The sequence below is a fragment of the Cellulomonas sp. McL0617 genome (assembly GCF_049994875.1).
Classification (GTDB): domain Bacteria; phylum Actinomycetota; class Actinomycetes; order Actinomycetales; family Cellulomonadaceae; genus Cellulomonas.
Map to the genome: position 1 here is coordinate 44,096 of NZ_CP188256.1, position 21,981 is coordinate 66,076.

Here is a 21,981-nt window from a genome sequence, read left to right on the forward strand (position 1 = left end):
GTGGCAGGGTGGGGGTGTGGCCCTCAAGAATCCCGCTCAGATCGACGCCATGCGTCCCGCCGGCCGGTTCGTCGCCGGTGTCCTGTCGTCCCTGCGTGACGTGACACGTGAGGGCATGACCCTCAAACAGCTGGACACCCACGCGCACCAGATGATCGACGCCGCGGGAGCGCGCTCCGTCTACCTGGGCTACCACCCGTCGTTCGGCGCGATGCCGTACCCCGGCGTCCTGTGCACCTCCGTCAACGACGCGGCGCTGCACGGCCTGCCGTCCGACCATGTGCTCGTCGACGGGGACGTGCTGTCCATCGACTTCGCCGCCGAGGTGCAGGGGTGGGTGGCGGACTCGGCGCTGACGTTCCAGATCGGCACGGAGGACCCCGCGGTGACCGCGCTGATCGACACGACGGACCGCGCGCTCGCGGCCGGCATCGCCGCGGCGCGCAACGGTGCGCGGATGGGGGACATCTCCGCCGCGATCGGCGCGATCGGACGCGCCGGCGGGTACGGGATCAACGCGGACTTCGGCGGGCACGGCGTGGGTCGCACCATGCACGAGGACCCGCACGTGGCCAACCTCGGCCGCCCAGGGACGGGGCTCAAGCTCAAGAACGGCCTGGTGATCGCCATCGAGCCGTGGTTCATGGCCGGTGGCGACGACTACACCATCGACCCGGACGGCTGGACCATCCGCACGGCCGACGGCTCGGTGGCAGCCCACGCCGAGCACACGATCGCCATCACCCCGGACGGCCCCCTGGTCCTCACCGCCCGCGACTGACCGTTTGCGGTGCGGGGATAGATTTGATCGGTCCGGCGTACTCCGTCGCCACCGGCCGAAAGAGGCTCTGATGTCCGCGCTCGTCGAAACCGCACCCCTGATCGGTCACGTCGTCGGGGGGCAGGTGACGACGCCCGACGGGTCCCGGACGCAAGACGTCCGCAACCCGGCGACGGGCGAGGTGACGGGTCGCGTGCTGCTCGCCGACCAGGCCGAGGTCGATGCGGTCGTCGCTGGGGCCCTCGAGGCCGCGGCGAGCTGGGCCCAGGAGCCGATCGGGAAGCGGGCGGGCGTGCTGTTCGCGTTCCGTGAGCAGCTGGTCGCCCACACCGACGAACTCGCCGCGACGATCACCGCCGAGCACGGCAAGGTCATCGCCGACTCCCTCGGCGAGGTCGGCCGCGGGCTCGAGGTCGTCGAGTACGCCTGCGGCATCCCGCAGCTGCTCAAGGGTGAGTACACGGACCAGGCTGCCACCGGGGTCGACGTCTTCTCGTTCCGCGAGCCGCTGGGCGTCGTCGCCGGCATCACGCCGTTCAACTTCCCCGCGATGGTCCCGCTGTGGATGGCGCCGATGGCGATCGCCACCGGCAACGCGTTCGTGCTCAAGCCCTCGGAGCGCGACCCCTCGTCGTCGCTCCTGCTCGCCCGCCTGTGGAAGGACGCCGGGCTCCCCGACGGGGTCTTCTCCGTGCTGCAGGGCGATCGCGTGGCCGTCGACGGGCTGCTCACGCACCCCGACGTCTCCGCGGTGTCGTTCGTGGGGTCCACCCCGATCGCGCAGCACGTCTATGCGACAGCAACGGCTCACAGGAAGCGCGTGCAGGCGCTCGGCGGCGCGAAGAACCACGCGGTGGTGCTGGCCGACGCCGACCTGGACCTCGCCGCGACGCACCTGACCGGCGCCGCGTTCGGCGCGGCCGGGGAGCGGTGCATGGCCATCTCGGTGGCCCTGGTGGTGGACGAGGTGGCCGACGCGCTGCTCGAGCGGCTCAAGGCGGCCGCACAGAAGGTGCGCGTGGCGCCCGGCAACGACCCGGACAGCGACATGGGCCCCGTCATCACCAAGGCTGCGCAGCTGCGGATCGAGGAGATCGTCACCGACGCGGTCTCGTCGGGTGCTCGCGCGCTCGTCGACGGTCGCGGGCACACCGTCGACGGGTTCGAGGGCGGGTTCTTCGTCGGACCCACGGTGCTCGACCGGGTCACGGCAGACATGCGGGCGTACGCCGAGGAGATCTTCGGGCCGGTGCTCGTCGTGATGCGCGTGGCCGACCTGTCCGAGGCGATCGCCCTGGTCAACGCCAACCCCTACGGCAACGGCACCGCGCTGTTCACCTCGTCCGGCGACGCCGCCCGCACGTTCCAGCGCGCCGTGCACGTCGGCATGATCGGCATCAACGTGCCTATCCCCGTGCCCGTCGGTTGGCACTCGTTCGGTGGCTGGAAGGACTCGCTGTTCGGCGAGAGCCACATCTACGGCCCCGAGGCGGTCCGGTTCTACACGCGTAACAAGGTGGTCACCAGCCGGTGGCCCAGCAGCCCGGCCACGGCCCGCTTCCACTTCGGTCGGACGACTTCCCACTGAGTGGGGTCGAGAACACCACGAGCCGCGCGAGCGAGCTCGGTGGCGCTGCTCATGGTGTTCTCGACCGGCCGGCCGTCTGCTAGAGCGAACGCTGGTAGGTGCGCATGGCGCGCACCGACCACCACGCGACCACGGCCGCCAGCAGGGCCAGCCACAGGGCGCGGGTTCCGACGAGGGTCCAGTCCACGTCCGTCGACATCGCGGTACGGGCGATCTCGACCGCCCACGTCAGCGGGTTGTAGTCCGCCACGGCCTGCACCCAGGACGGCAGCAGCGACGCCGGCATGAGGGCGGTCGACAGGAACGTCGCCGGCAGGACGATCATGGTCGAGATGCCGATGAGTGCCGTCTGGTCACGGGCGAGCAGGGCGACCGCCGCGGACAGCGAGCAGAACGCGGCCGCCAGCAGCAGCGACGCGCCGAGCGCCACGAGCATGCCGAGGATGCCGCCGGCGTAGGACGCGCCGGCCAGCGCCCCGATCCCGATCACGCAGAGCCCCTGCACGAAGCAGATGCCGAGCTGCTGGACCAGCTGTCCGGCCACCAGCGACGAGCGGTGCACGGGCGAGGTGAGCATGCGGTCCATGACGCCGCTGTTGATGTCGTCGATGAAGCCGGTGCCCGCCCAGGCGCCCGAGTACAGGACGGTCATCATGAGGATGCCCGGGACCAGGAACGTCATGTAGTCGTCGGCACCGAAGCCCGGCACCGTGGCGACGGACGAGAACACGTTGCCGAACAGCAGCAGCCAGACCACCGGCTGCATGATCGCGACGCCGAGCCCCCAGGGCTGCCGGATGCCATCGATGGTCCAGCGGCGGGTGACCTGGGAGGTCTGTCCCGCCCAGGATGCGGACAGAGTGCTCATCGGACGAGCTCCTTGCTCTCGGACGACGTCCACGACCGGCCCGCGTGGGCCAGGTAGACGTCGTCGAGGGTGGGCCGGGAGACGCCGACGGCGCCGTGCCGGATGCCCGCGGCCTGCAGGGCGGAGATGACGGCACCCACGGCGGCGGGTCCGTCGGACGTGCGCGCGACGAGGCGGCCGGTGGGCCCCTCGACGTGCACGGAGACGTCGCGCAGCAGGCGGACCGTCGACGCGGTCGACGCCACGAGCTCGGCGTTCGGCTCGACCAGCTCGACCGACAGGGTGTCCCCTTCGAGCGTCGCTTTGAGCGACTCCGGCGACCCCGCGGCCACCACCCGACCGCGGTCGACGATGGTCAGGCCGTCGGCGAGCCGGTCGGCCTCCTCGAGGTAGTGCGTGGTGAGCACGACGGTCAGCTCGTCCTCGCCGGCGAGGCGTCGGATCTCGGCCCACATCGCCGAGCGGGCCTCGGGGTCCAGACCGGTGGTCGGCTCGTCGAGGAACAGCACCGACGGGGTCCCGACGAGACCCAGGGCCACGTCGAGCTTGCGGCGCGTGCCGCCGGACAGCTTGCCGGCGCCGCGGTCGGCCGCCTCCGCGAGCCCGAACCGGTCCACCAGCGCGGTGGCCCGGTCGGCGGACGCGGACCGCGACAGACCCCGGAGCCGGGCGGCCATCGCGAGGTTCTCGCGCGGCGTCAGGAGCGGGTCGGCGCCGGTCCCCTGGGACACGTAGCCGATCGCGCGCCGGACGGCGGCGGCCTCACCCACCACGTCGTGGCCGGCCACGCGAGCCGTGCCCGACGTCGCCTTCGCGAGCGTGGTGAGCACCTTGGTCGTGGTGGACTTGCCGGCGCCGTTCGGGCCCAGCAGCCCGTGCACGGTGCCGGCGGGGATGGTGAGCGTCAGGCCGTCGAGGGCCCGCACGTCCGGTCGGCCGCGGCCGCCGGGGTAGGTCTTGACCAGGTCGGTCGCGTCGACCGCGTAGTCATCAAAGGTGGGCATGGCACTGCCTTCGGTCGGGCCGTCTGACGACGGCGGGATGGTCGACCGAGGAGCCACCTATGCTGATGCGTGCAGCGGATCGCACAGGTGCCCTCGCGGGTCTCGGTCGGTTCGTGGTGGTCGGCCCGGGTGTTCCAGCACCTGGGCCGACCTTTTTCGCGCGGTTGCGCGAAGCTCTAGGGCGGCGGCTGTGCGTAGGACGCCAAGGCCTCCGCCAGCTCGTCCGGGGTGAGGCGCCCGCCCGCCATGGCGCGCTCGTGCAGCTCGCGCCACAACGGCACGCCCTCGAACGAGCCGTCGGCGATGCTCGCCGCCAGTCCCACCACGAACTCGACCTCGGCGTTCAGCACGGCGATCTCGTAGGCGCTCTCGAGCGTGAAGATGGCCGGCAGGCCCATCGCGGCGGACTCGTCCATCCCGGCCCGCAGACCGGCCAGGGTGCGTTCGAGCGTCGCCTGACGCAGTCGCAGCAACCGGACCACGTCGTCGGGACCCAGCAGCGGGAGGAACGACAGCGCGGCCTCGAACTGCGGGAACTCCTTGGTGGGTGTGCGGACCAGGTCGGTGAGCCAGTCGATGGCCTCGGTGGCGCCCGCGTCGGTGAGCCGGTAGACGGTGCGCGTGGGCCGGTTGCCGTCGCGCTCCGTGGACGCCGCCTCGATCAGACCGTGCTTCACCAGCGAGTCGACGACCGAGTACAGCGAGCCGAAGTTGAGCTTCACCGACTCGTCCTTGCGCCGCTCCCGCAGCGTCATCGACATCTCGTACGGGTGCATGGGCCGCTCCCACAGGAGCGCGAGGACGGCGAGGGCCAGCGGGTTGCTCCGCGACCGTGCGGCCATGCGTTTCACCTCCCCGACGCGTATCGCTCGAACTCGAATGCTCGACTCAGAGTATATCGCGTCTGTGTCGCGTCTCAACCCCCAGAACTCGGGATCTCGATGTGATCGGACCCGAGCGACCAGCGTGCGACGATCGAGCGTGCCCCAGCCCTACGCCGTGATGGTCGTCTGCACGGGAAACATCTGCCGCTCACCCATGGCCGAGGTGGTGCTGCGAGACCGGTTCGCGGCGGCCGGCCTCGGCGTCGTCGTCGACTCCGCGGGGATCAGCGACGAGGAGCACGGCCGCCCGATCGACCCTCGCGCCCGCGCCGTGCTGCTCGAGCACGGGTACGAGCCCGCCGACGACCACCGCGCACGCCGGGTTCGAGCCTCCGACCTGCGAGAACGCGACCTGGTCCTGGCGATGACGTCGGCGCACGCGCGGGCGCTGCGCGGGCTCGGGGACGGCGACGTCCGCATGTACCGCTCGTTCGACCCCGGTGCGCCGGTCGGTCGGGCCGAGCACGCATTGGACGTCGACGACCCCTGGTACGGCGGACCGGCCGACTTCGAGGCGTGCCTCGCGCAGGTCGAGGCGGCCGCCGACGGGATCGTCGCCTTCGTGCGCGGGGTGCTCTAGAGCCACTTGTTGCGACGGAACGCGGTCCACAGCCCCACGCAGACCACGACGATCACGCCGAGCACGACGGAGAACCCGTGCGGGGCGTGCATCCAGGGGATCGCGTCGAAGTTCATGCCGTAGATCCCGGCGATGGCCGTCGGCACGATCGCGATGGCTGCCCACGACGAGATCTTGCGCATGTCCGAGTTCTGCTGGATGCCCACCCGGTTCTGCTCCATGCTCACCTGCGCCAGGTCGGCCTGCATGACGTTGGTCAGCAGGGTGTCGGCGGCCTCGACGAGCTCAGCCGCGTGCAGCGCGTGGTCCTGGACGTCGCGGAAGTACGGCCGCGCGTACGCCGGGATGTTCGGCACGGTCTCGTCGGCGAGCCGGGTCAGGGGGCCGACGAGGGGCACGACGGCCCGGCGGAACTGCTGCACCTCGCGCTTGAGCTTGTAGATGCGCTCGGCGTGGTCGCTGCCTGGGTCGTCGCCGAACACCTGGTCCTCGATCTCGTCGAGATCGACCTCGATCGCGGCTGTGACGTCGAGGTACTGGTCGACGGCCTTGTCCAGGATGCCGTGCAGCACCGCGGCGGGACCGTGCTGGAGCATCTCGGGGTCGCCCTCGAGCGCCTCACGGACCTGCGCGGGGATGGTCGTGACCCCGTGCCGCACCACGATGACGAAGCGTGCGCCGACGAAGATCGCGAGCTCGCTGACCTCCACCACCTCGACGTGGTCGACGTAGAACACCGGCTTGACCACGGCGAACGTCAGGTCTCCGTACCGGTCCAGCTTGGGGCGCTGGTGGGACGCGACGGCGTCCTCGATGGCCAGCTCGGGCAGCTCGAAGGCGACCGTGAGGGCGTCGAACTCCTCCTGCGTCGGGTCGTGCAGCCCGATCCAGACGAAGCCGTCCTCCTTCTCCGCCTCGCGCATCGCGACCTGCAGGTCGTCGAGGCGGTGCAGGCGTCGGCCCCCGGCGTACAGCGCGCAGTCCACGATCACGGGTCTGAGGCTAGGGGTCCCCGCGCGCGTCGCAGGGACCCGCGCCAGACTGGATCGTCACTGTCGACACCCCGGGGAGGCTGACGTGCACTTCGAGATCTGGAAGGACAAGGCCGGTGAGTTCCGGTTCCGGATCGTCGCGACGAACGGCAACGTCCTGGCGAGCAGCGAGGGCTATGCGGCGAAGGCGTCGGCCAAGGGGGCGATCGACCGCATCAAGTCGGATGCGGTGGGGGCCGACGTCGTCGACAACAGCTGAGGGCTCCGTCGGCTCCGTCGTCGCGTGCGCCACGATGAGCCCATGAAGGTTGCCGCTCGGGCGCACGTGCCGCCGTTCGCCGTCATGGAGATCCTCGCCGCCGCGAACGCCCGCAGGGCTGCCGGTGAGAACATCCTCAACCTGTGCGCGGGCGAGCCGTCGACGGGTGCGTCGGACGTGGTCCGGCAGCGCGCCATCGATCTGCTGACCGCGGGCGACCTCGGCTACACGGAGGCCCTGGGCGCGCCTGGGCTGAGGGCGGCGATCGCCCAGCACTACCGCGACTGGTACGACGTCGACGTCGACCCCGGCCGGATCGCCGTGACCACCGGGTCGTCCGGCGGGTTCGTGCTCGCGTTCCTGGCGGCCTTCGACGTGGGCGACCGCGTGGCCCTCGGTGTGCCCGGCTACCCGGCGTACGCGAACATCCTGGCGGCGCTCGGGTGCGAGGTGGTGAGCCTGCCGTGCGGGCCGTCGACCCGGTACCAGCCCACGGTGGCGCAGCTGGAGGCACTGACCGAGCCTCTCGACGGTCTCGTCGTCGCGTCGCCGGCCAACCCGACCGGCACGATGATCGACCCGGCCGAGCTCGCCGCGCTCGCCGACTGGTGCGGCGCGCACGGCGTCCGGCTGGTCAGCGACGAGATCTACCACGGCATCACCTACGACGACTCGACACCCCCGACGGCCGCGTCCTACCTCGACCGGGGCGCGGTCGTCGTCAACTCGTTCTCCAAGTACTGGGCGATGACCGGCTGGCGGCTCGGCTGGCTCGTGCTCCCCGACGACCTGGTGACGGCGGTCGACGCGCTCGCCGGCAACGTCGCCCTCTGCCCGCCGGCGCTGGCTCAGCACGCCGGCGTCGCCGCGTTCAGCCCGGCCGGGTACGCCGCGGCGCGGTCGAACGTGTCCCGGTACGCCGAGTCGCGGTCGTTGCTGCTGGAACGGCTGCCGGCGTTGGGCTGGACGCGCGTCGCCCCTGCCGACGGCGCCTTCTACCTCTACGCCGACGTCTCCGGCAGCGGTCTGGACTCGGTCACCTGGTGCGCCCGGCTTCTCGACGAGGCCGGCGTGGCGCTCACCCCCGGCACAGACTTCGACCCCGTGGACGGGCAGCGCTGGGTGCGGCTGTCGTTCGCGTCGTCGGTCGACGTGGTGCGCGACGCGGTCGACCGCATCGTCGCCTGGCAGGCGACGCTCTAGCCGGGGGCCACACGACGTAGGTTGGTCGTCATGCCGCAGCATCCGCCACTCGTCCCGCCCGGGCCGCCGTTGACCCGCGAGCAGCTCGCGCGCGGGTCGCGGCACCTGCTTCTCGCGGAGATCGGCGTGGTCGGGCAGCAGCGGCTGCGGAACGCGAGGGTGTGCGTGGTCGGGGCCGGCGGGCTCGGGGCGCCGGTGCTGCAGTACCTGGCGGCGGCGGGGGTCGGGACGATCGGGATCGTCGACGACGACGTGGTGGACGTGACCAACTTGCAGCGCCAGGTCATCCACGGGACGGCGGACGTCGGACGGGCGAAGGTCGACAGTGCGGCCGACTCGATCCGGGCGCTCGACCCGGATATCGTCGTGACGACGCACTGCGAGCGGCTGACCAGGGAGAACGTCGACACGATCCTGGGTGGCTACGACGTCGTCGTCGACGGGACCGACAACTTCCCCACCCGCTACCTGGTCAACGACGCGTGCGTGCGGCTGGGGCTGCCGGAGGTCTGGGGGTCGGTGCTCCGGTTCGACGCGCAGACGACGGTGTTCTGGGGGCGGCACGGCGTGCAGCTGCGCGACCTGTTCCCCGAGCCGCCCGCGCCCGACGAGGTGCCGTCGTGCGCGGAAGCCGGCGTGCTGGGTGCGCTGTGCGGGCAGGTGGGGTCGATCATGGCGACCGAGGTGGTCAAGCTGGTCACCGGGACGGGAGAATCGCTGCTCGGCCGGGTGCTCGTGATCGACGCGCTGCGCGGCCGCTGGTCCGAGGTCCCGCTCATCGGCCGCTCCCGGAGCGTCCCCCCTCGCAAGGAGCCCCCCATGCCCGACGACGTCCCGATCACCACCGCACCCGAGCTGATCGGCCGCCTGGCCGCGCGGGAGGCGGGTAGCGACGACTTCCTGCTCATCGACGTGCGCGAGCCGGAGGAGTTCGCTGCCGGCGCGATCCCGGGTGCGGTGCTGGTGCCGCTGGGCACGGTGCTGGACGGGTCCGCGCTGGACGGCCTGCCGCGTGACCGCGAGATCGTCGTGCAGTGCCAGGTGGGCGGCCGGTCGTTGACCGCCGCACGGGTGCTGCGGGGGCTCGGGTTCGACGCGAGCAACCTCGACGGCGGCATCGTCGCCTGGTACGCAGCCAGCTGACCGTGCGGCCACTCGACGAGCACCGCGCCGCCTCCCTCGCGCTGGCCGAGCCGCTCGCCCCGGAGGCGCGTGGGCTCGACGAGCTCGACGGGATGGTGCTGGCGGAGGACGTGCGCAGCGAGGAGTACCTGCCGCGCTGGGACAACTCCGCCATGGACGGCTACGCCGTGCGGGCCGCGGACGTGTCGCCGGGGGTCACGCTCCGCGTCGTGGCGGAGCTCGCCGCCGGCGCTGCTGACGAACCCGTCGTCGCCGCCGGGACCGCCGCGCGCATCATGACCGGCGCGCCGGTGCCGGAGGGCGCCGACGCCGTCGTGCCCGTGGAGGACACCGACGGCGGCACGGAGTCGGTGACCATCCGGGTCGTCCCGGCCGCGGGTGCGCACATCCGCCGCGCCGGCGAGGACGCGGTTCCCGGGGACCTGGTGGTGGCCGCGGGCACGGCGCTCGGGCCGGCGCACATCGCCGCGATCGCGTCCGTGGGCCGCGCGTCGGCGCTGGTCCACCGTCGGCCGCGGGTGGCGGTCGTGTCCACCGGCGACGAGCTGGTCGCACCCGGCACTCGGCTTCGGCGCGGTCAGCTGCCCGACTCGAACTCGTGGCTGCTCGCGGCCGCGGTGCGGGAGGCGGGCGGTGTGGCGATCCGCATCGGTCCGGTCGCGGACGACCCGGAGGCGCTGCACGCGCTGCTGCTCGGGATCCAGGACGTCGACCTGATCGTCACCTCGGGCGGCGTGAGCATGGGTGCGTACGACGTGGTCAAGGCGGCGCTGGCCGACGAGCCCGGCGTCGAGTTCGTGCAGGTCGCGGTCCAGCCGGGCAAGCCGCAGGGGCTCGGTCGGCTGCCCGGCGGCACCCCGATCGTCACCCTGCCGGGCAACCCGGTGAGCTCGTTCGCGTCCTTCGAGATGTTCGTGCGGCCCGCGCTGCGGCGGATGGCCGGGCACACCGACGTCGAGCGGCCCACGGTGACCGCGATCAGCGACGACGCCTGGACCACGCCGCCCGAGCGCGCTCAGGTCATGCCCGTGCGGTACGTCTCCGACGGTGGCCACCCGCACGTCGTGCGCGCGACGGCGGGCGGGTCGGGGTCGCACCTGGTCGCCCGGCTCGCGCTGGTCGAGGGACTCGCCGTGATCCCTGCCGAGGTCGACTCCGTCGCCGTCGGCGACCGCATCGCAGTCCTGAGGGTGGGCGCATGAAAGACGAGTCCGACCAGCCGTTCACGCACCTCGACAGCGCCGGGCACGCCCGCATGGTCGACGTCACCGCCAAGCAGCCGACGGTCCGCTCGGCCACCGCGTCCGGTCGCGTGGTCTGCGGACCGGAGACCGTCGAGGCCCTGCGCTCCGGCGGCGTGCCCAAGGGCGACGTGCTCGCGGTCGCCCGGATCGCCGGCATCTCCGCCGCCAAGCGGACCGCGGAGCTGCTCCCGCTGGCCCACGTGATCGGCGTGCACGGCGTGGTGGTGGACCTGACCATCGCCGATGACGGCGTCGACATCACCGCCACCGTCCGCACCGCCGACCGCACGGGCGTCGAGATGGAGGCGCTGACCGCCGTGTCCGTCGCCGCGCTGGCGATCGTGGACATGGTCAAGGGCATCGACAAGTCGGTGCGGATCGCCGACGTGCGGCTCGAGGCGAAGTCGGGCGGCAGGTCGGGCGACTGGGTACGGCCGGCCGATGCCTGAGAGCCGTCCGGCCTTCGACGCCGTCGTGCTGGCGGGCGGCCGGGGTTCTCGGCTGGGCGCACCGTCGAAGCCGGAGGTCGTCGTCGGTGGTCGCGCGCTGCTGGACCACGCGCTCGCGGCCGTCGCGGGCGCTCGTCAGGTCGTCGTCGTCGGTCCGTCGAGCGTCGGGCGCCCCGGCATCCCGACAGTGCTCGAAGACCCGCCTGACGGGGGCCCGGTCGCGGGCCTGGCGGCCGGGTTGGCGGCGATCTCGTCGCCGAGCGAGCTCGTCGTGGTCCTGGCCTGCGACGTCCCTCGCGCGGGGTCCGCGCTCTCGGCGCTGCTCGCAGCGACCACGCCGGAGGTCGACGGCGCCCGCCTGGTCAGCCTCGACGGACATCCCCAGCACCTCGTCGCGGTGTATCGCGCGTCGGTGCTGGCTGCGGCGTTCGCGCGGATGGCCACCGTGCACGGCGCGTCCATGCGCGCCCTGCTCACGGGGCTGACGCTGGTCGACGTGCCCGACACGGACGACGCAGCGGCCGACGCCGACACCTGGTCGGACGTCGAGCGGCTGGACGCACTGCTGAGAGGATCGACGTCATGACCGAAGACCCGCGCCGCGCCCCCGGCGCCGACCTGCCCCGGTGGATCGACGACCTCTGCGCGGCCCTCGACGTGGACCGGTCGCTGGTCGACATCGACCGCGTCCTCGACCTGTCCAGCACGGTCGCGCACCAGGTCGCCCGCCCGGCGGTCCCCGTGAGCATGTTCGTCGCCGGCCTCGCAGCCGCGCGCCTCGACCCGGCGCAGATCGGGCCCCTGCTCGCGGCGATCGAGGAGCGCGCGCAGCAGTGGACGTGATCACGGTCCGCTACTTCGCCGCGGCGGCGGAGGCGGCGGGCGTCGACAGCGAACGGCTCGACGCCGGGACGGCCGAGTCGGTCCGCTCCGTGATGGTCGGCGCCCACCCCGCGCTCGCGGCCGTGCTCGGTCGCTGCGCGCTGCTGGCTGACGGGGTCCGCGTCGAGGGTTCCGACGAGGTCCGCGCAGGCGCGACGCTCGACGTCCTGCCCCCGTTCGCCGGCGGGTAGCCGGCTCAGCCGCCGATCGCGCTCATCGGGCGGTCGGGCTGCAGGAACGACGGGTCGTCGATGTCGTGCCCGGCCTTCTTTTCCGCCAGGCATCGCCGGAACGCGTCCGCCAGGGCCTCGTCGACGTCCGAGGGGGCGGGGGCGGGTCGAGGTCGGGCGGACGAGCCGATGCTCAGCGCCTGGGCGGGCCCGACGCCGAGCTGCGCGGGCGGCTCGACCGACCCCCGCAGGATCGTCCGCGTGTCGGTCTCGGTCTGACTGAACAAGCAGGCGCGCAGCTGCCCGTCGGCGGTCAACCGCAGCCGGTCGCACGCGCCGCAGAACGGTGCGGTCACCGACGCGATCACGCCGACGGTCTCGGGTCCGCCGTCGACGTACCAGAGCTCGGCCGGAGCAGCACCGCGTCCGGGCACCTCCGTCAGGGTGAAGGCGCTGGTCAGACGCGCGAGGATCTCCGCCTGCGTCACCATCTCGGCGCGGTCCCATGTGTGTCCGGCGTCGAGCGGCATCTGCTCGATGAAGCGCATCTGGTACCCGCGGCTCACGGCGAACCGCGTCAGCTCCACCACCTCGTCGTCGTTCACGCCCCGCATGGCGACGGCGTTGATCTTCACCGGATTCAGTCCAGCGGCGTCGGCCGCGGCGATCCCGGCCAGGGTCTCGACGAGTTTGTCGCGTCGGGTCAGCTGGAGGAATTTCTGCCGGTCCAGGGTGTCCAGGCTGATGTTCACGCGCGTCAGCCCGGCGTCCTTGAGCTCGGACGCGAGCCCGGGCAGGCGCAGCGCGTTCGTGGTGAGCGAGACCTCGGGGCTGCCGGGAAGGGCGGTGAGCCGACGGACGACGTCGACGATGTCGACCCGCAGCAGCGGCTCGCCGCCGGTGAGCCGGATCTCCGTGATCCCCAGCGACACGCCTACGCGCGCGACGTGCACGATCTCGTCGGTGCTGAGCATGGTCGAACGCGCCAGCCACGGGACGCCGTCGGCAGGCATGCAGTAGGTGCAGCGCAGCGAGCAGCGGTCGGTCAGCGAGATCCGCAGGTCGCGGTGCTCGCGTCCGAACCGGTCGACCAAGGTCATGTCATCCCCACCCATACGTGCGACCCGTCCTCGAGCACCTCACGCTTCCAGACTGGCAGCTCGGCCTTCACCTGCTCGACGAGCGCCCGGCAGACGTCGAACGCCTCGGCCCGGTGCGCCGTCGCGACGGCCGCCACGATCGCCGCCTCCCCGACCGCCAGGTGCCCGATCCGGTGGCTCACCGCGAGACCGAGAACGGCGTCGGCAAACCCCGACGCGATCCGTTCGATGACGGCGCCCGCATCGGGGTGGGCCGAGTAGTCGAGCGCGACCACCCGTCCGTCGACGGACGGGTCGTTGTCTCGCACCAGCCCGACGAAGGTCGCCACCGCCCCCGCCCGCGGGTCGCTGACGTGTTCCACGTGAAACAGCAGGTCGAGCGGCTCGTCGACAACCCGGGCGATCACGGGTGATCACCGCCCTGGACCTGGGAGAGCAGGTGCGGCAGCAACGGCAGCAGCGCGTCGAGCCCGTCCGACACCCCACCGGTCGAGCCGGGCAGGTTCACGACGACGGCCCCGGAGCCGGTGACGCCGGCCAGGCCGCGGGACAGGACGGCGGTCGGCACGGAACCGTAGCGTCGCAACAGCTCGGGGATGCCGGGCAGCTCGCGCTCGAGCAGGGGCCGCGTGCCCTCGGGCGTGCGGTCGTGCGGTCCGACGCCGGTGCCACCGGAGGTGATCACCAGGCGTGCGCCGTCGGCCAGGACCGCGCGCAGGGCCGTCTCGACCGAGGCTGCGCCGTCCGGGACGACGAGCGCCGGCCCGACCTCGAACCCGGCGTCGCTCAGCCGCTCGACCGCGAGCGGCCCCGATCGATCGGCACGCTCACCGGCCGCGGACCGGTCGGAGGCCACGACGACGGCCGCGCGCACGGGGCCGGTCGAGGGTGAGCTCACGGCGTCAGCGTAACCAGCGGCCGTGCGGGCCCGCGGCCGTGCTGGTGAATTCGACGAAACCCGCCCGGGCGAGCGACGGCTGTGCCTTAGCCTGCTTCGCGCGGGCGACGTCCGCGCCCGCCGGCCTCGAGCCGACGGGCAGGGCGGGTCGAGGAGCGCGCATGTCCAACTGGGGGAACCCGTACCAGCCCGCGACGCCGAACCCGCAGGCGCCCCCACCGCAGCCCGAGCCGTACGGCGTTGCGCCGGTGCGCGCGTTCCGTGAGGCCGAGCTGGACGCGATGCACCGGTCCGCGGCCAAGCAGGCACTGCTCATCCGGTGGGTGCTCGCGATCGTCCTGCCGGTGTTCATCCTCCTGCGCACGGCCGGCGAGGGACTTGCGGGCGTGGGCGGTGGCGTGGCGATCGTCCTCGTCGTGATCGCATCGTCCTGGGTGGGCGCCATGTTCTCGCGCCGCTTCACGGGCCAGCGGCACGACGCCGTCGTCGCGGCCAGGCCCGGCCTCGACGTGATCGAGGTCTGGGGCGCACGCGGTCTGCAGGGTGCGCTCAAGGCGGCCGGCGTCGCGACGCCGAAGATGCGCCGGGGCGGAGCGACGTCCCTCTCGATGGTTCTCTCGACCGAGGGCCTCGAGCTGTGGTCGGGCCGCGGCTCGACCGTCGCCGCTCTGGTCGCGGTGCCGTGGTCGGCGGTCGCCGCGATCGACGAGACCCGCGGCTCGATCACCAACGACGGGACGCGGCCCGCGTTCATGCTGGTCACGGCGATCGGCCAGCGGCTCGTCTTCGTCCCGCGTACGCGGACGAACGGTGGACGGGTGGCGCGCGTCCCGGAGCTGCGGGCCCTTGTCGCTCGGCTCGACGCCCTGCGGGTCGGCGCGCTGGCGCGGTAGGCCGGCCGAGACATCTGGCGGGTACGCTGTCCCCACAACTTCACACGCTGCTCGAACCGCGGCGGGAGAGATCCCGCGAACTACGGCGGGGCGCCGAAGGAGCAATCCTCCCCGGGAATCTCTCAGGCCCCTGTACCGCCACGGCGAGGCAACTCTGGAAAGCGGATCGAAAGGTCCCACCGACGGTGCAAGCCGGCGCGCCCCGACAGGCGGACCGGCAAAACTCTCAGGTCGCGCGGATGCGTGGTGACAGAGCGGGGAGCCCACCCACCGTCCCGGTGCCCCCACCGGACGACCCTTGCGGAGCAGCCCGTGACCGACCTCCACGCCGCCATCACCACCGGCCCTGTCCTCCACCTCGACACGTCCGGCGAGATCGTCGCCGCGACGCGCGTGGAGCACACGCCCGCCGCCGAGAACTTCGCCGACCGGCACATCGGCCCGCGCGGCACCGAGACGGCGCACATGCTCTCGGTCGTCGGGTACGAGTCGATCGACGCACTGATCGATGCCGCGGTCCCGGCCAGCATCCGCACGGACCGGCCGCTCGACCTGCCCGCCGCACGATCCGAGGAGGAGGTGCTGGCCGGGCTGCGCACGATCGCGGGCCGCAACCGCGTGATGACGCAGATGATCGGCCAGGGCTACTCGGACACGATCACGCCGGCCGTCATCCGCCGCAACGTGCTCGAGTCGCCCGCCTGGTACACGGCCTACACGCCGTACCAGCCGGAGATCGCGCAGGGCCGGCTCGAGGCGCTGCTGAACTTCCAGACGATGGTCACCGACCTCACCGGCCTGGACATCGCGAACGCCTCGCTCCTCGACGAGGCCACGGCGGTCGCCGAGGCGGTCGCGCTCATGTGGCGCGGCGCCAAGGGCAAGGCGGGCACGGTCGTGCTGGACGCCGACCTGTTCAGCCAGTCGCTGGCCGTCACGCTCGGGCGCGCCGAGGCGATCGGCCTGCCGGTCGTCGTCGCGGACCTGTCCGACGGGCTGCCCGACATCGAGGGTGCGCTGATCGGCGTGGTCCTCCAGCAGGTCGGCGCGTCAGGCCAGGTCCGGGACCTGAGCACAGTGATCGCACAGACGAAGGAGCGCGGTGGGCTGGTCACCATCGCCGCCGACCTGCTCGCCCTGACGCTCCTGGTGAGCCCGGGGACCCTCGGCGCGGACATCTCCGTCGGTTCCGCACAGCGCTTCGGCGTCCCGCTGTTCGGCGGCGGCCCGCACGCGGCGTTCATGGCCGTGCGCAACGGCCTCGAGCGGTCGCTGCCCGGCCGGCTGGTCGGGGTCTCCATCGACGCCGACGGCGCCCGCGCCTACCGCCTCGCCCTGCAGACCCGTGAGCAGCACATCCGCCGCGAGAAGGCGACGAGCAACATCTGCACCGCCCAGGCGCTGCTGGCCATCGTCGCGTCGATGTACGCGGTCTACCACGGCCCCGACGGCCTGCGCGCGATCGCCGAGGGCGTGCACGCGCACGCGGCCGGCCTCGCCGAGCTGCTCACCGGCGTCGGCGTCGAGGTCGAGCACGACACGTTCTTCGACACGATCCGAACGTTCGTCCCGGGCGCCGCCCGTGCGGTGGTCGCCCACGCGGCGGACGCCGGCGTGAACCTGTGGGCGTCCGACGACGACCACGTGCAGGTCGCCTGCGACGAGCGCACGAACAGCGACCACCTGCTGCGGATCGTCATGGCCTTCGCCGCTGCGGGCGCCACGACGCTCGAGCCCGACGAGGACGGCACCTACGCGTTCGGCTTCGTCGGTGTCCGCGCCCCCGCCGGTCGCGTGGCGGACACGGCCGCGCTGCCCGCCGCAACGCGCCGCACCGATGGCTACCTCACGCACCCCGTCTTCCACCTGCACCGCTCCGAGACGGCGATGCTGCGCTACCTGCGCCGGCTCTCGGACAAGGACCTGGCGCTGGACCGCACGATGATCCCCCTGGGCTCGTGCACCATGAAGCTGAACGCCACGGCGGAGATGGAGCCGATCAGCTGGCCGGAGTTCGCGACCATCCACCCGTACGCGCCCCTGGACCAGACCCTCGGTTACGCCGAGCTGGTGACGCAGCTGCAGGACTGGCTGGCGGAGATCACGGGCTACGCGGCGGTGTCGGTGCAGCCGAACGCCGGCTCGCAGGGCGAGCTCGCCGGCCTGCTGGCCATCCATGGGTACCACGCGGCACGCGGCGACAAGCGCGACGTCTGCCTGATCCCGGCGAGCGCGCACGGCACCAACGCGGCGTCGGCGGCGCTCGCGGGCATGCGTGTGGTCGTGGTGGCCACGGCAGGGGACGGCTCGATCGACCTCGACGACCTGCGCGCCAAGCTGGACCAGCACGGCCCGCAGGTGGCCGCGATCATGATCACCTACCCCTCGACGCACGGCGTCTACGAGGAGGGTGTCCGCACCGTCTGCGAGCTCGTCCATGAGGTCGGTGGCCAGGTGTACATCGACGGCGCCAACCTGAACGCGCTCGTCGGCCTCGCCCGCCCGGGCGAGCTGGGCGGCGACGTCTCCCACCTCAACCTGCACAAGACGTTCTGCATCCCGCACGGCGGCGGCGGCCCCGGTGTCGGCCCGGTGGCGGTCGCGGCGCACCTGGCCCCGTACCTGCCGGGCGACCCGACGCCGTCGGCCGTCAACGACGGGACCGCCCCCGTCAGCGCCGCGCCGTGGGGCTCCGCCGGCATCCTCCCGATCAGCTGGGCCTACGTCGCGCTGATGGGTCCCGACGGCCTGACCCAGGCCACCGAGACGGCCGTGCTCGCCGCGAACTACCTGGCCACGCGCCTGTCCGGGCACTACCCCGTGCTCTACACCGGCCCGAACGGGCTGGTCGCGCACGAGTGCATCCTGGACCTGCGCGACATCACCAAGGAGACCGGCGTGACCGCCGAGGACGTGGCCAAGCGGCTCATGGACTACGGGTTCCACGCGCCGACCCTGAGCTTCCCGGTGGCCGGCACGCTCATGGTCGAGCCGACCGAGTCGGAGGACCTGGCCGAGATCGACCGGTTCGTCGAGGCGATGGTCGCCATCCGCGGCGAGATCGACGCGGTCGCCGCCGGACGCTGGACGCTCGCCGACTCGCCCCTGCGCAACGCACCCCACACGGCGGCCAGCCTGACGGCCGACGAGTGGACCCACGACTACCCCCGCGAGCTCGCCGCGTTCCCCGTGGCTGCGCTGCGCGAGGGCAAGTACTGGCCGCCGGTCCGCCGGATCGACGGTGCGCACGGGGACCGCAACCTGGTGTGCAGCTGCCCGCCTATCGAGGCGTATGCCGAGTGAAGGACGAACCCATGGACACACTGAGCCCGCTCAACGACGAGCACGTGGCGCTTGGGGCGGCGCTGACGTCGTTCGCCGGCTGGCAGATGCCCCTGCGGTACACGTCCGACATCGCCGAGCACAACGCGGTGCGGACGGCCGCCGGGCTGTTCGACCTCTCGCACATGGGCGAGATCCGGATCAGCGGTCCCGACGCCGCCGCATTCCTCGACTACGCCCTCGTCGGCAACCTGAGCGCCCTGCGCTTCCAGGGGGCGCGCTACACCATGATCTGCGCGCCCGACGGAGGCGTGATCGACGACCTGATCGTCTACCGCGACCTCCCGGACGCCTTCCTGGTCGTCGCGAACGCCTCGAACCACGAGGTCGTCATGGACGCCCTGCGGGAGCGGACGGACGGTTTCGACGCCTCGGTCGAGGACCGCTCGCCGCAGACGGCGCTCATCGCCGTGCAGGGCCCTCACGCGCTCGACATCGTGCGCGCGACCCAGGGTCTGGACGAGACCGGCGGCGACGTCGGGGCCTCCAAGTACTACGCGTGCCTGCCCGCCACGTTCGCCGGGGAGCCGGTCCTCGTCGCGCGCACCGGCTACACGGGCGAGGACGGGTTCGAGTTCTTCCTCGACGCCGCTTCGGCCCCGGCGCTCTGGCGGGCGTTCCTCGCTGCGGGCCAGGACCACGGGCTCGTCCCGGCCGGCCTGTCCGCGCGCGACAGCCTGCGCCTCGAGGCCGGCATGCCGCTGTACGGCAACGAGCTGGACCGCACGACGACGCCGCACGATGCCGGTCTGGGCCGCGTCGTGAAGCTCGACAAGGCCACGGCCGAGGGGGAGCCGCTGGCCTTCGTGGGCCGTGCCGCCCTCGAGGCCCGTGAGGCCGAGACGCCCACCAGGACGCTCGTCGGGCTGGAGGGGCTGGGCCGACGCGCGGCTCGGCACGGCTACCCCGTGACGCGCCCGGACGGCTCGGCGATCGGCGTCGTCACCTCCGGTGCTCCGTCGCCCACGCTCGGCCACCCGGTCGCGATGGCGTACGTGACCCCCGCCGAGAGTGCCCCGGGCACCGAACTTGCCGTTGACGTGCGCGGACGCCTCGAACCTGTGAGGGTCGTCCCTCTTCCCTTCTACCGCCGGGCCCGGTAAACCAAGCACTAGGGTCCGTCCCCCCCGACAGGAGAACCTATGAGCACGGATCTGCCCACCGACCTGCACTACACCGTCGAGCACGAGTGGCTGCAGGACGGTTCCCCGTCGACCATCGGCATCACGGCGGTCGCCGCCGACGCCCTGGGCGACATCGTCTACCTCGAGCTGCCGGCCGTCGGCGAGGAGCTCGTGGCGGGCGCTGTGGTGGGCGAGATCGAATCGACGAAGTCAGTGTCCGAGCTGTACTCCCCGGTCTCCGGGACCGTCCGGGAGATCAACCAGTCGGCAGTCGACGACCCCTCCGTCGTCAACTCCGACCCCTATGGCGCGGGCTGGCTCCTGAAGGTCGACGTCACGTCGACCGGACCGCTCCTGACGTCCGACGAGTACGCCGCGCAGAGCGCGGGCTGACTCGGACGACACACCGGCCGGAAGCCGTTTAGTCCCGTCTGGCGGACATTGCACTCGCCCGATCGGGTGAATCATGGCGACCGGTCACGCGTACGGCGTATCAAGGTGCCGATACGACGTTCATTGTGAGTGGTTAGCGAGATCGGCATGGCGGGGGGGAACCCGTACATGAAGAGTTGGCAGAAGTGGCGTCATGGCTCACGAACTGCTCTCTCTCATCCGGTACGCAGCCAAGAGCGCGACCCGGACGTCCCGGGCCACGCAGCACACCGGAGGACATCATGAGCATGGTGGAGACGAGCAGGACCGTCGGAGTCTCGAACGACGCATTGACGCGCCGTGAGCGGGTCGTGCTGGCCGAGCTGGCCGAGGACGTGACCCTCGAGGAGATCGCGACGCGGCTCTTCGTGACGCGCAACACTGTGAAGTCGCAGGTCCGCAGCGTCTACCGCAAGATCGGCGTCTCCACCCGTGCCGAGGCTGTCGCCTGGGCCGTGGCGCACGGCGTTCGCTGAGCACGAGGCCGTAGCACCAAAGCCACGCCCCGGACACAGGGGCCTGGCAGACTCACCGCATGACCTCACCCGTGCTCGTGGTCGCCGCTGCGATCGTTGACGACCTCGACGACCCGCGTGAGCTGCTGGCCGCGCGGCGCGCCGTGCCGGCTCGCCTGGCCGGCCGATGGGAGTTCCCGGGCGGCAAGGTGGACGCCGACGAGGAACCCGAGGACGCGCTGCACCGCGAGATCCGTGAGGAGCTCGGGGCCCGGATCGGGCTGGGCGAGGAGCTCGTCGGCCCGGACGACGGCCTCTGGCGCCTGTCCGACGAGTACGTGATGCGCCTCTGGCTCGCGGAGGTGGTCGAGGGAACACCCGAGCCGCTGGACGAGCACGACGAGCTTCGATGGCTGCCCGTCAGCCAGTGGCACGAGGTGCCGTGGCTGGACGCGGACCTCCGGATCGTGGATGCCCTGCACGCGCACCTCAGCCGGGCTCGGCTGCGCTGAACGTCGCCCGCAGTCGGGTCACCGCCTCGGTGAGCACGGCCGACGACGTGGCGAAGTTGAGCCGGACGTGCCCAGCCCCCTCCACGCCGAACGTGGGCCCCGGGTTGACCGCCAGCCGGCCGGTCGTCAGGAGCGCGCGCGCAGGGTCCTCTGAGAGCCCCCGGAGGTCCAGCCAGGCGAAGTAGGTGGCGTCCGGCGGCTGCCAGGCCACCAGCGGCGCCAGGAGCCCGTGCAGCAGGCTCCCGTTGTGGTGCAGGCCCGCCAGGACGGTGTCGAGGAACGCGCCACCCTCCGCGTAGGCGGCGGTCTGGGCCAGGACGCCCAGGTGCATGACGCCGTCGGCCACCGGCTCCGGCAGGTTCGACAGCTCCGTCGCCTCGGGGCCCGGCACGGCGACCGCGGCGCGCAGGGCCGCCAGGTTGAACGCTTTCGAGGCCGAGTGCAGCGCGATGGCGTCGGGAATCACCGTGGTGGTCGGGACGAAGAGGGCTCCCGGTCCCGGGACGAGCGGGGCGTGGATCTCGTCGGCCACCACCCGGACCCCGTGCGCAGCGCTCAGCGCGCCGATCGCCGTCAGCTCCTCGGCGGTGTGCAGGGTGCCCGTGGGGTTGTGCGGGTTGCAGAGCAGGTAGACGGCCCGACGGCCGTGGGCCTTCGCGCGGCCGAACGCGTAGTCGAGCGCGGCGAGGTCGAGGCGCCCGTCCGCGAGCGGTGCGTGGATGACGTGCCGGTCCGCGTGCCGCAGGAACGTGGTGAACGGCGGGTACACGGGCGGGTTGATGACGACGGCGTCGCCGGGGTCGGTCAGCAGGCGCACCACCTCGGTGACCCCGACCATCACGTCGGCCGTCATCCGGGTGCGCGCGACGTCGACGTCCCACTCCCACCGGTCCGACGCGAACGCCGCGAACGCCGACGCGTACCCGTGCCCCGCCGGGTAGCCGGTATCGCCGCGCACCATGGCGTCGTGGACCGCCCGGACCACCGGCTCGGCCTGCGGCACGTCCATCTCGGCGACGAACAGCGGCAGCACGTCCGACGGATAGTGCCGCCACTTCTCGCTGGTACGCGTGCGCAGCTGTTCGATGGTCAGCGTGTCGAAGATCGTCGTCACGCCCCGACCGTAGACGCAGAGCACCTCCGCCGTCCCAAGAAGACCGGCCGCCGTGGGCGCACGA

At 72.4% G+C, this 21,981-nt stretch carries 25 protein-coding genes and 1 riboswitch; of the genes, 17 read left to right on the plus strand and 8 right to left on the minus strand.

Annotation, left to right across the window (positions count from 1 at the left end):
• Window positions 1-16: 16 nt before the first annotated feature.
• Both map and ACPPVS_RS00235 read left to right on the plus strand, forming a co-directional pair.
• On the plus strand, window positions 17-781 hold the full coding sequence (gene map / locus ACPPVS_RS00230) for a type I methionyl aminopeptidase (RefSeq protein ID WP_426593910.1): 765 nt from the start codon (window positions 17-19) through the stop codon (window positions 779-781).
• A 70-nt stretch (window positions 782-851) separates the two neighbouring features.
• Entirely contained in the window at window positions 852-2,369 is a 1,518-nt protein-coding gene (locus ACPPVS_RS00235; protein WP_426593911.1) for a CoA-acylating methylmalonate-semialdehyde dehydrogenase, read from the plus strand.
• Between the two features lie 79 nt (window positions 2,370-2,448).
• Here ACPPVS_RS00235 and ACPPVS_RS00240 read toward each other — a convergent pair whose 3' ends face one another.
• From ACPPVS_RS00240 to ACPPVS_RS00250, 3 genes are all read right to left on the minus strand, one after another.
• Window positions 2,449-3,237 carry an ABC transporter permease gene (locus tag ACPPVS_RS00240; protein WP_426593912.1) on the minus strand — a complete coding sequence of 263 codons (789 nt, stop codon included), beginning with the start codon at window positions 3,235-3,237 and terminating at the stop codon, window positions 2,449-2,451.
• Window positions 3,234-4,241 (minus strand): ABC transporter ATP-binding protein, encoded by a 1,008-nt coding sequence (locus ACPPVS_RS00245; RefSeq protein WP_426593913.1) that lies wholly within the window; start codon window positions 4,239-4,241, stop codon window positions 3,234-3,236. Before ACPPVS_RS00245 ends, ACPPVS_RS00240 begins: the two co-directional genes overlap by 4 nt.
• 176 nt (window positions 4,242-4,417) lie before the next feature.
• Window positions 4,418-5,083: a PadR family transcriptional regulator gene (locus ACPPVS_RS00250; RefSeq protein ID WP_426593914.1), complete on the minus strand. Its 666-nt coding sequence runs from the start codon at window positions 5,081-5,083 to the stop codon at window positions 4,418-4,420.
• A 139-nt stretch (window positions 5,084-5,222) separates the two neighbouring features.
• Between ACPPVS_RS00250 and ACPPVS_RS00255 the strand changes: the two genes are divergently transcribed.
• Window positions 5,223-5,705 (plus strand): low molecular weight protein-tyrosine-phosphatase, encoded by a 483-nt coding sequence (locus ACPPVS_RS00255; protein WP_426593915.1) that lies wholly within the window; start codon window positions 5,223-5,225, stop codon window positions 5,703-5,705.
• On the opposite strand, the gene ACPPVS_RS00260 is transcribed toward ACPPVS_RS00255, so the two are convergent.
• Window positions 5,702-6,697 carry a magnesium and cobalt transport protein CorA gene (locus ACPPVS_RS00260; protein WP_426593916.1) on the minus strand — a complete coding sequence of 332 codons (996 nt, stop codon included), beginning with the start codon at window positions 6,695-6,697 and terminating at the stop codon, window positions 5,702-5,704. The two genes, ACPPVS_RS00255 and ACPPVS_RS00260, sit on opposite strands and share 4 nt — an antisense overlap.
• Before the next feature lie 85 nt (window positions 6,698-6,782).
• Here ACPPVS_RS00260 and ACPPVS_RS00265 point away from each other — a divergent pair, with 85 nt between their 5' ends.
• The 8 genes from ACPPVS_RS00265 to ACPPVS_RS00300 are packed head-to-tail and all read left to right on the plus strand — an operon-like array spanning window position 6,783 to window position 12,068.
• Window positions 6,783-6,956: a YegP family protein gene (locus ACPPVS_RS00265; RefSeq protein WP_426593917.1), complete on the plus strand. Its 174-nt coding sequence runs from the start codon at window positions 6,783-6,785 to the stop codon at window positions 6,954-6,956.
• A 42-nt stretch (window positions 6,957-6,998) separates the two neighbouring features.
• Window positions 6,999-8,159 (plus strand): pyridoxal phosphate-dependent aminotransferase, encoded by a 1,161-nt coding sequence (locus ACPPVS_RS00270; RefSeq protein ID WP_426593918.1) that lies wholly within the window; start codon window positions 6,999-7,001, stop codon window positions 8,157-8,159.
• A gap of 30 nt (window positions 8,160-8,189) precedes the next feature.
• The gene (locus ACPPVS_RS00275) at window positions 8,190-9,302 is read left to right on the plus strand and encodes a ThiF family adenylyltransferase (RefSeq protein WP_426593919.1); all 1,113 of its coding nucleotides are present in this window, start codon (window positions 8,190-8,192) and stop codon (window positions 9,300-9,302) included.
• Window positions 9,303-9,304: 2 nt separating this feature from the next.
• Window positions 9,305-10,504, plus strand: a complete 1,200-nt coding sequence (glp, locus tag ACPPVS_RS00280; RefSeq protein WP_426593920.1) for a gephyrin-like molybdotransferase Glp — start codon at window positions 9,305-9,307, stop codon at window positions 10,502-10,504.
• Window positions 10,501-10,995: a cyclic pyranopterin monophosphate synthase MoaC gene (moaC, locus tag ACPPVS_RS00285; protein ID WP_426593921.1), complete on the plus strand. Its 495-nt coding sequence runs from the start codon at window positions 10,501-10,503 to the stop codon at window positions 10,993-10,995. The genes glp and moaC overlap by 4 nt, the downstream gene beginning before the upstream one ends.
• Window positions 10,988-11,581: a molybdenum cofactor guanylyltransferase gene (mobA, locus tag ACPPVS_RS00290; protein WP_426593922.1), complete on the plus strand. Its 594-nt coding sequence runs from the start codon at window positions 10,988-10,990 to the stop codon at window positions 11,579-11,581. The genes moaC and mobA overlap by 8 nt, the downstream gene beginning before the upstream one ends.
• Window positions 11,578-11,838: a DUF6457 domain-containing protein gene (locus ACPPVS_RS00295; RefSeq protein WP_426593924.1), complete on the plus strand. Its 261-nt coding sequence runs from the start codon at window positions 11,578-11,580 to the stop codon at window positions 11,836-11,838. Before mobA ends, ACPPVS_RS00295 begins: the two co-directional genes overlap by 4 nt.
• Window positions 11,835-12,068, plus strand: a complete 234-nt coding sequence (locus ACPPVS_RS00300; RefSeq protein WP_426593925.1) for a MoaD/ThiS family protein — start codon at window positions 11,835-11,837, stop codon at window positions 12,066-12,068. The genes ACPPVS_RS00295 and ACPPVS_RS00300 overlap by 4 nt, the downstream gene beginning before the upstream one ends.
• A gap of 5 nt (window positions 12,069-12,073) precedes the next feature.
• On the opposite strand, the gene moaA is transcribed toward ACPPVS_RS00300, so the two are convergent.
• From moaA to ACPPVS_RS00315, 3 genes are read right to left on the minus strand one after another with little or no spacing between them, the layout of a single operon-like run.
• The gene (moaA, locus tag ACPPVS_RS00305) at window positions 12,074-13,162 is read right to left on the minus strand and encodes a GTP 3',8-cyclase MoaA (RefSeq protein WP_426593926.1); all 1,089 of its coding nucleotides are present in this window, start codon (window positions 13,160-13,162) and stop codon (window positions 12,074-12,076) included.
• On the minus strand, window positions 13,144-13,554 hold the full coding sequence (locus tag ACPPVS_RS00310; protein ID WP_426593928.1) for a molybdenum cofactor biosynthesis protein MoaE: 411 nt from the start codon (window positions 13,552-13,554) through the stop codon (window positions 13,144-13,146). Before ACPPVS_RS00310 ends, moaA begins: the two co-directional genes overlap by 19 nt.
• Entirely contained in the window at window positions 13,551-14,045 is a 495-nt protein-coding gene (locus ACPPVS_RS00315; RefSeq protein WP_426593929.1) for a MogA/MoaB family molybdenum cofactor biosynthesis protein, read from the minus strand. Before ACPPVS_RS00315 ends, ACPPVS_RS00310 begins: the two co-directional genes overlap by 4 nt.
• Before the next feature lie 161 nt (window positions 14,046-14,206).
• Here ACPPVS_RS00315 and ACPPVS_RS00320 point away from each other — a divergent pair, with 161 nt between their 5' ends.
• The 6 genes from ACPPVS_RS00320 (at window position 14,207) to ACPPVS_RS00345 (ending at window position 20,803) form a co-directional block, all read left to right on the plus strand.
• Complete coding sequence (locus tag ACPPVS_RS00320) at window positions 14,207-14,938, plus strand: hypothetical protein (protein ID WP_426593930.1); 732 nt, start codon at window positions 14,207-14,209, stop codon at window positions 14,936-14,938.
• A 52-nt stretch (window positions 14,939-14,990) separates the two neighbouring features.
• A riboswitch (glycine riboswitch) is annotated at window positions 14,991-15,086 on the plus strand.
• 317 nt (window positions 15,087-15,403) lie between these two features.
• A complete protein-coding gene (gcvP, locus tag ACPPVS_RS00325; RefSeq protein ID WP_426595843.1) occupies window positions 15,404-18,241 on the plus strand; it encodes an aminomethyl-transferring glycine dehydrogenase in 2,838 nt (945 codons plus the stop codon).
• Between the two features lie 11 nt (window positions 18,242-18,252).
• Window positions 18,253-19,383 carry a glycine cleavage system aminomethyltransferase GcvT gene (gcvT, locus tag ACPPVS_RS00330; RefSeq protein ID WP_426593931.1) on the plus strand — a complete coding sequence of 377 codons (1,131 nt, stop codon included), beginning with the start codon at window positions 18,253-18,255 and terminating at the stop codon, window positions 19,381-19,383.
• 39 nt (window positions 19,384-19,422) lie between these two features.
• The gene (gene gcvH, locus ACPPVS_RS00335) at window positions 19,423-19,797 is read left to right on the plus strand and encodes a glycine cleavage system protein GcvH (RefSeq protein WP_426593932.1); all 375 of its coding nucleotides are present in this window, start codon (window positions 19,423-19,425) and stop codon (window positions 19,795-19,797) included.
• 281 nt (window positions 19,798-20,078) lie between these two features.
• A complete protein-coding gene (locus ACPPVS_RS00340; RefSeq protein ID WP_426593933.1) occupies window positions 20,079-20,312 on the plus strand; it encodes a helix-turn-helix domain-containing protein in 234 nt (77 codons plus the stop codon).
• A gap of 59 nt (window positions 20,313-20,371) precedes the next feature.
• Entirely contained in the window at window positions 20,372-20,803 is a 432-nt protein-coding gene (locus tag ACPPVS_RS00345) for a (deoxy)nucleoside triphosphate pyrophosphohydrolase (RefSeq protein ID WP_426593934.1), read from the plus strand.
• Here ACPPVS_RS00345 and ACPPVS_RS00350 read toward each other — a convergent pair.
• The gene (locus tag ACPPVS_RS00350) at window positions 20,781-21,917 is read right to left on the minus strand and encodes a MalY/PatB family protein (protein ID WP_426593935.1); all 1,137 of its coding nucleotides are present in this window, start codon (window positions 21,915-21,917) and stop codon (window positions 20,781-20,783) included. The two genes, ACPPVS_RS00345 and ACPPVS_RS00350, sit on opposite strands and share 23 nt — an antisense overlap.
• Between the last annotated feature and the right edge of the window lie 64 nt (window positions 21,918-21,981).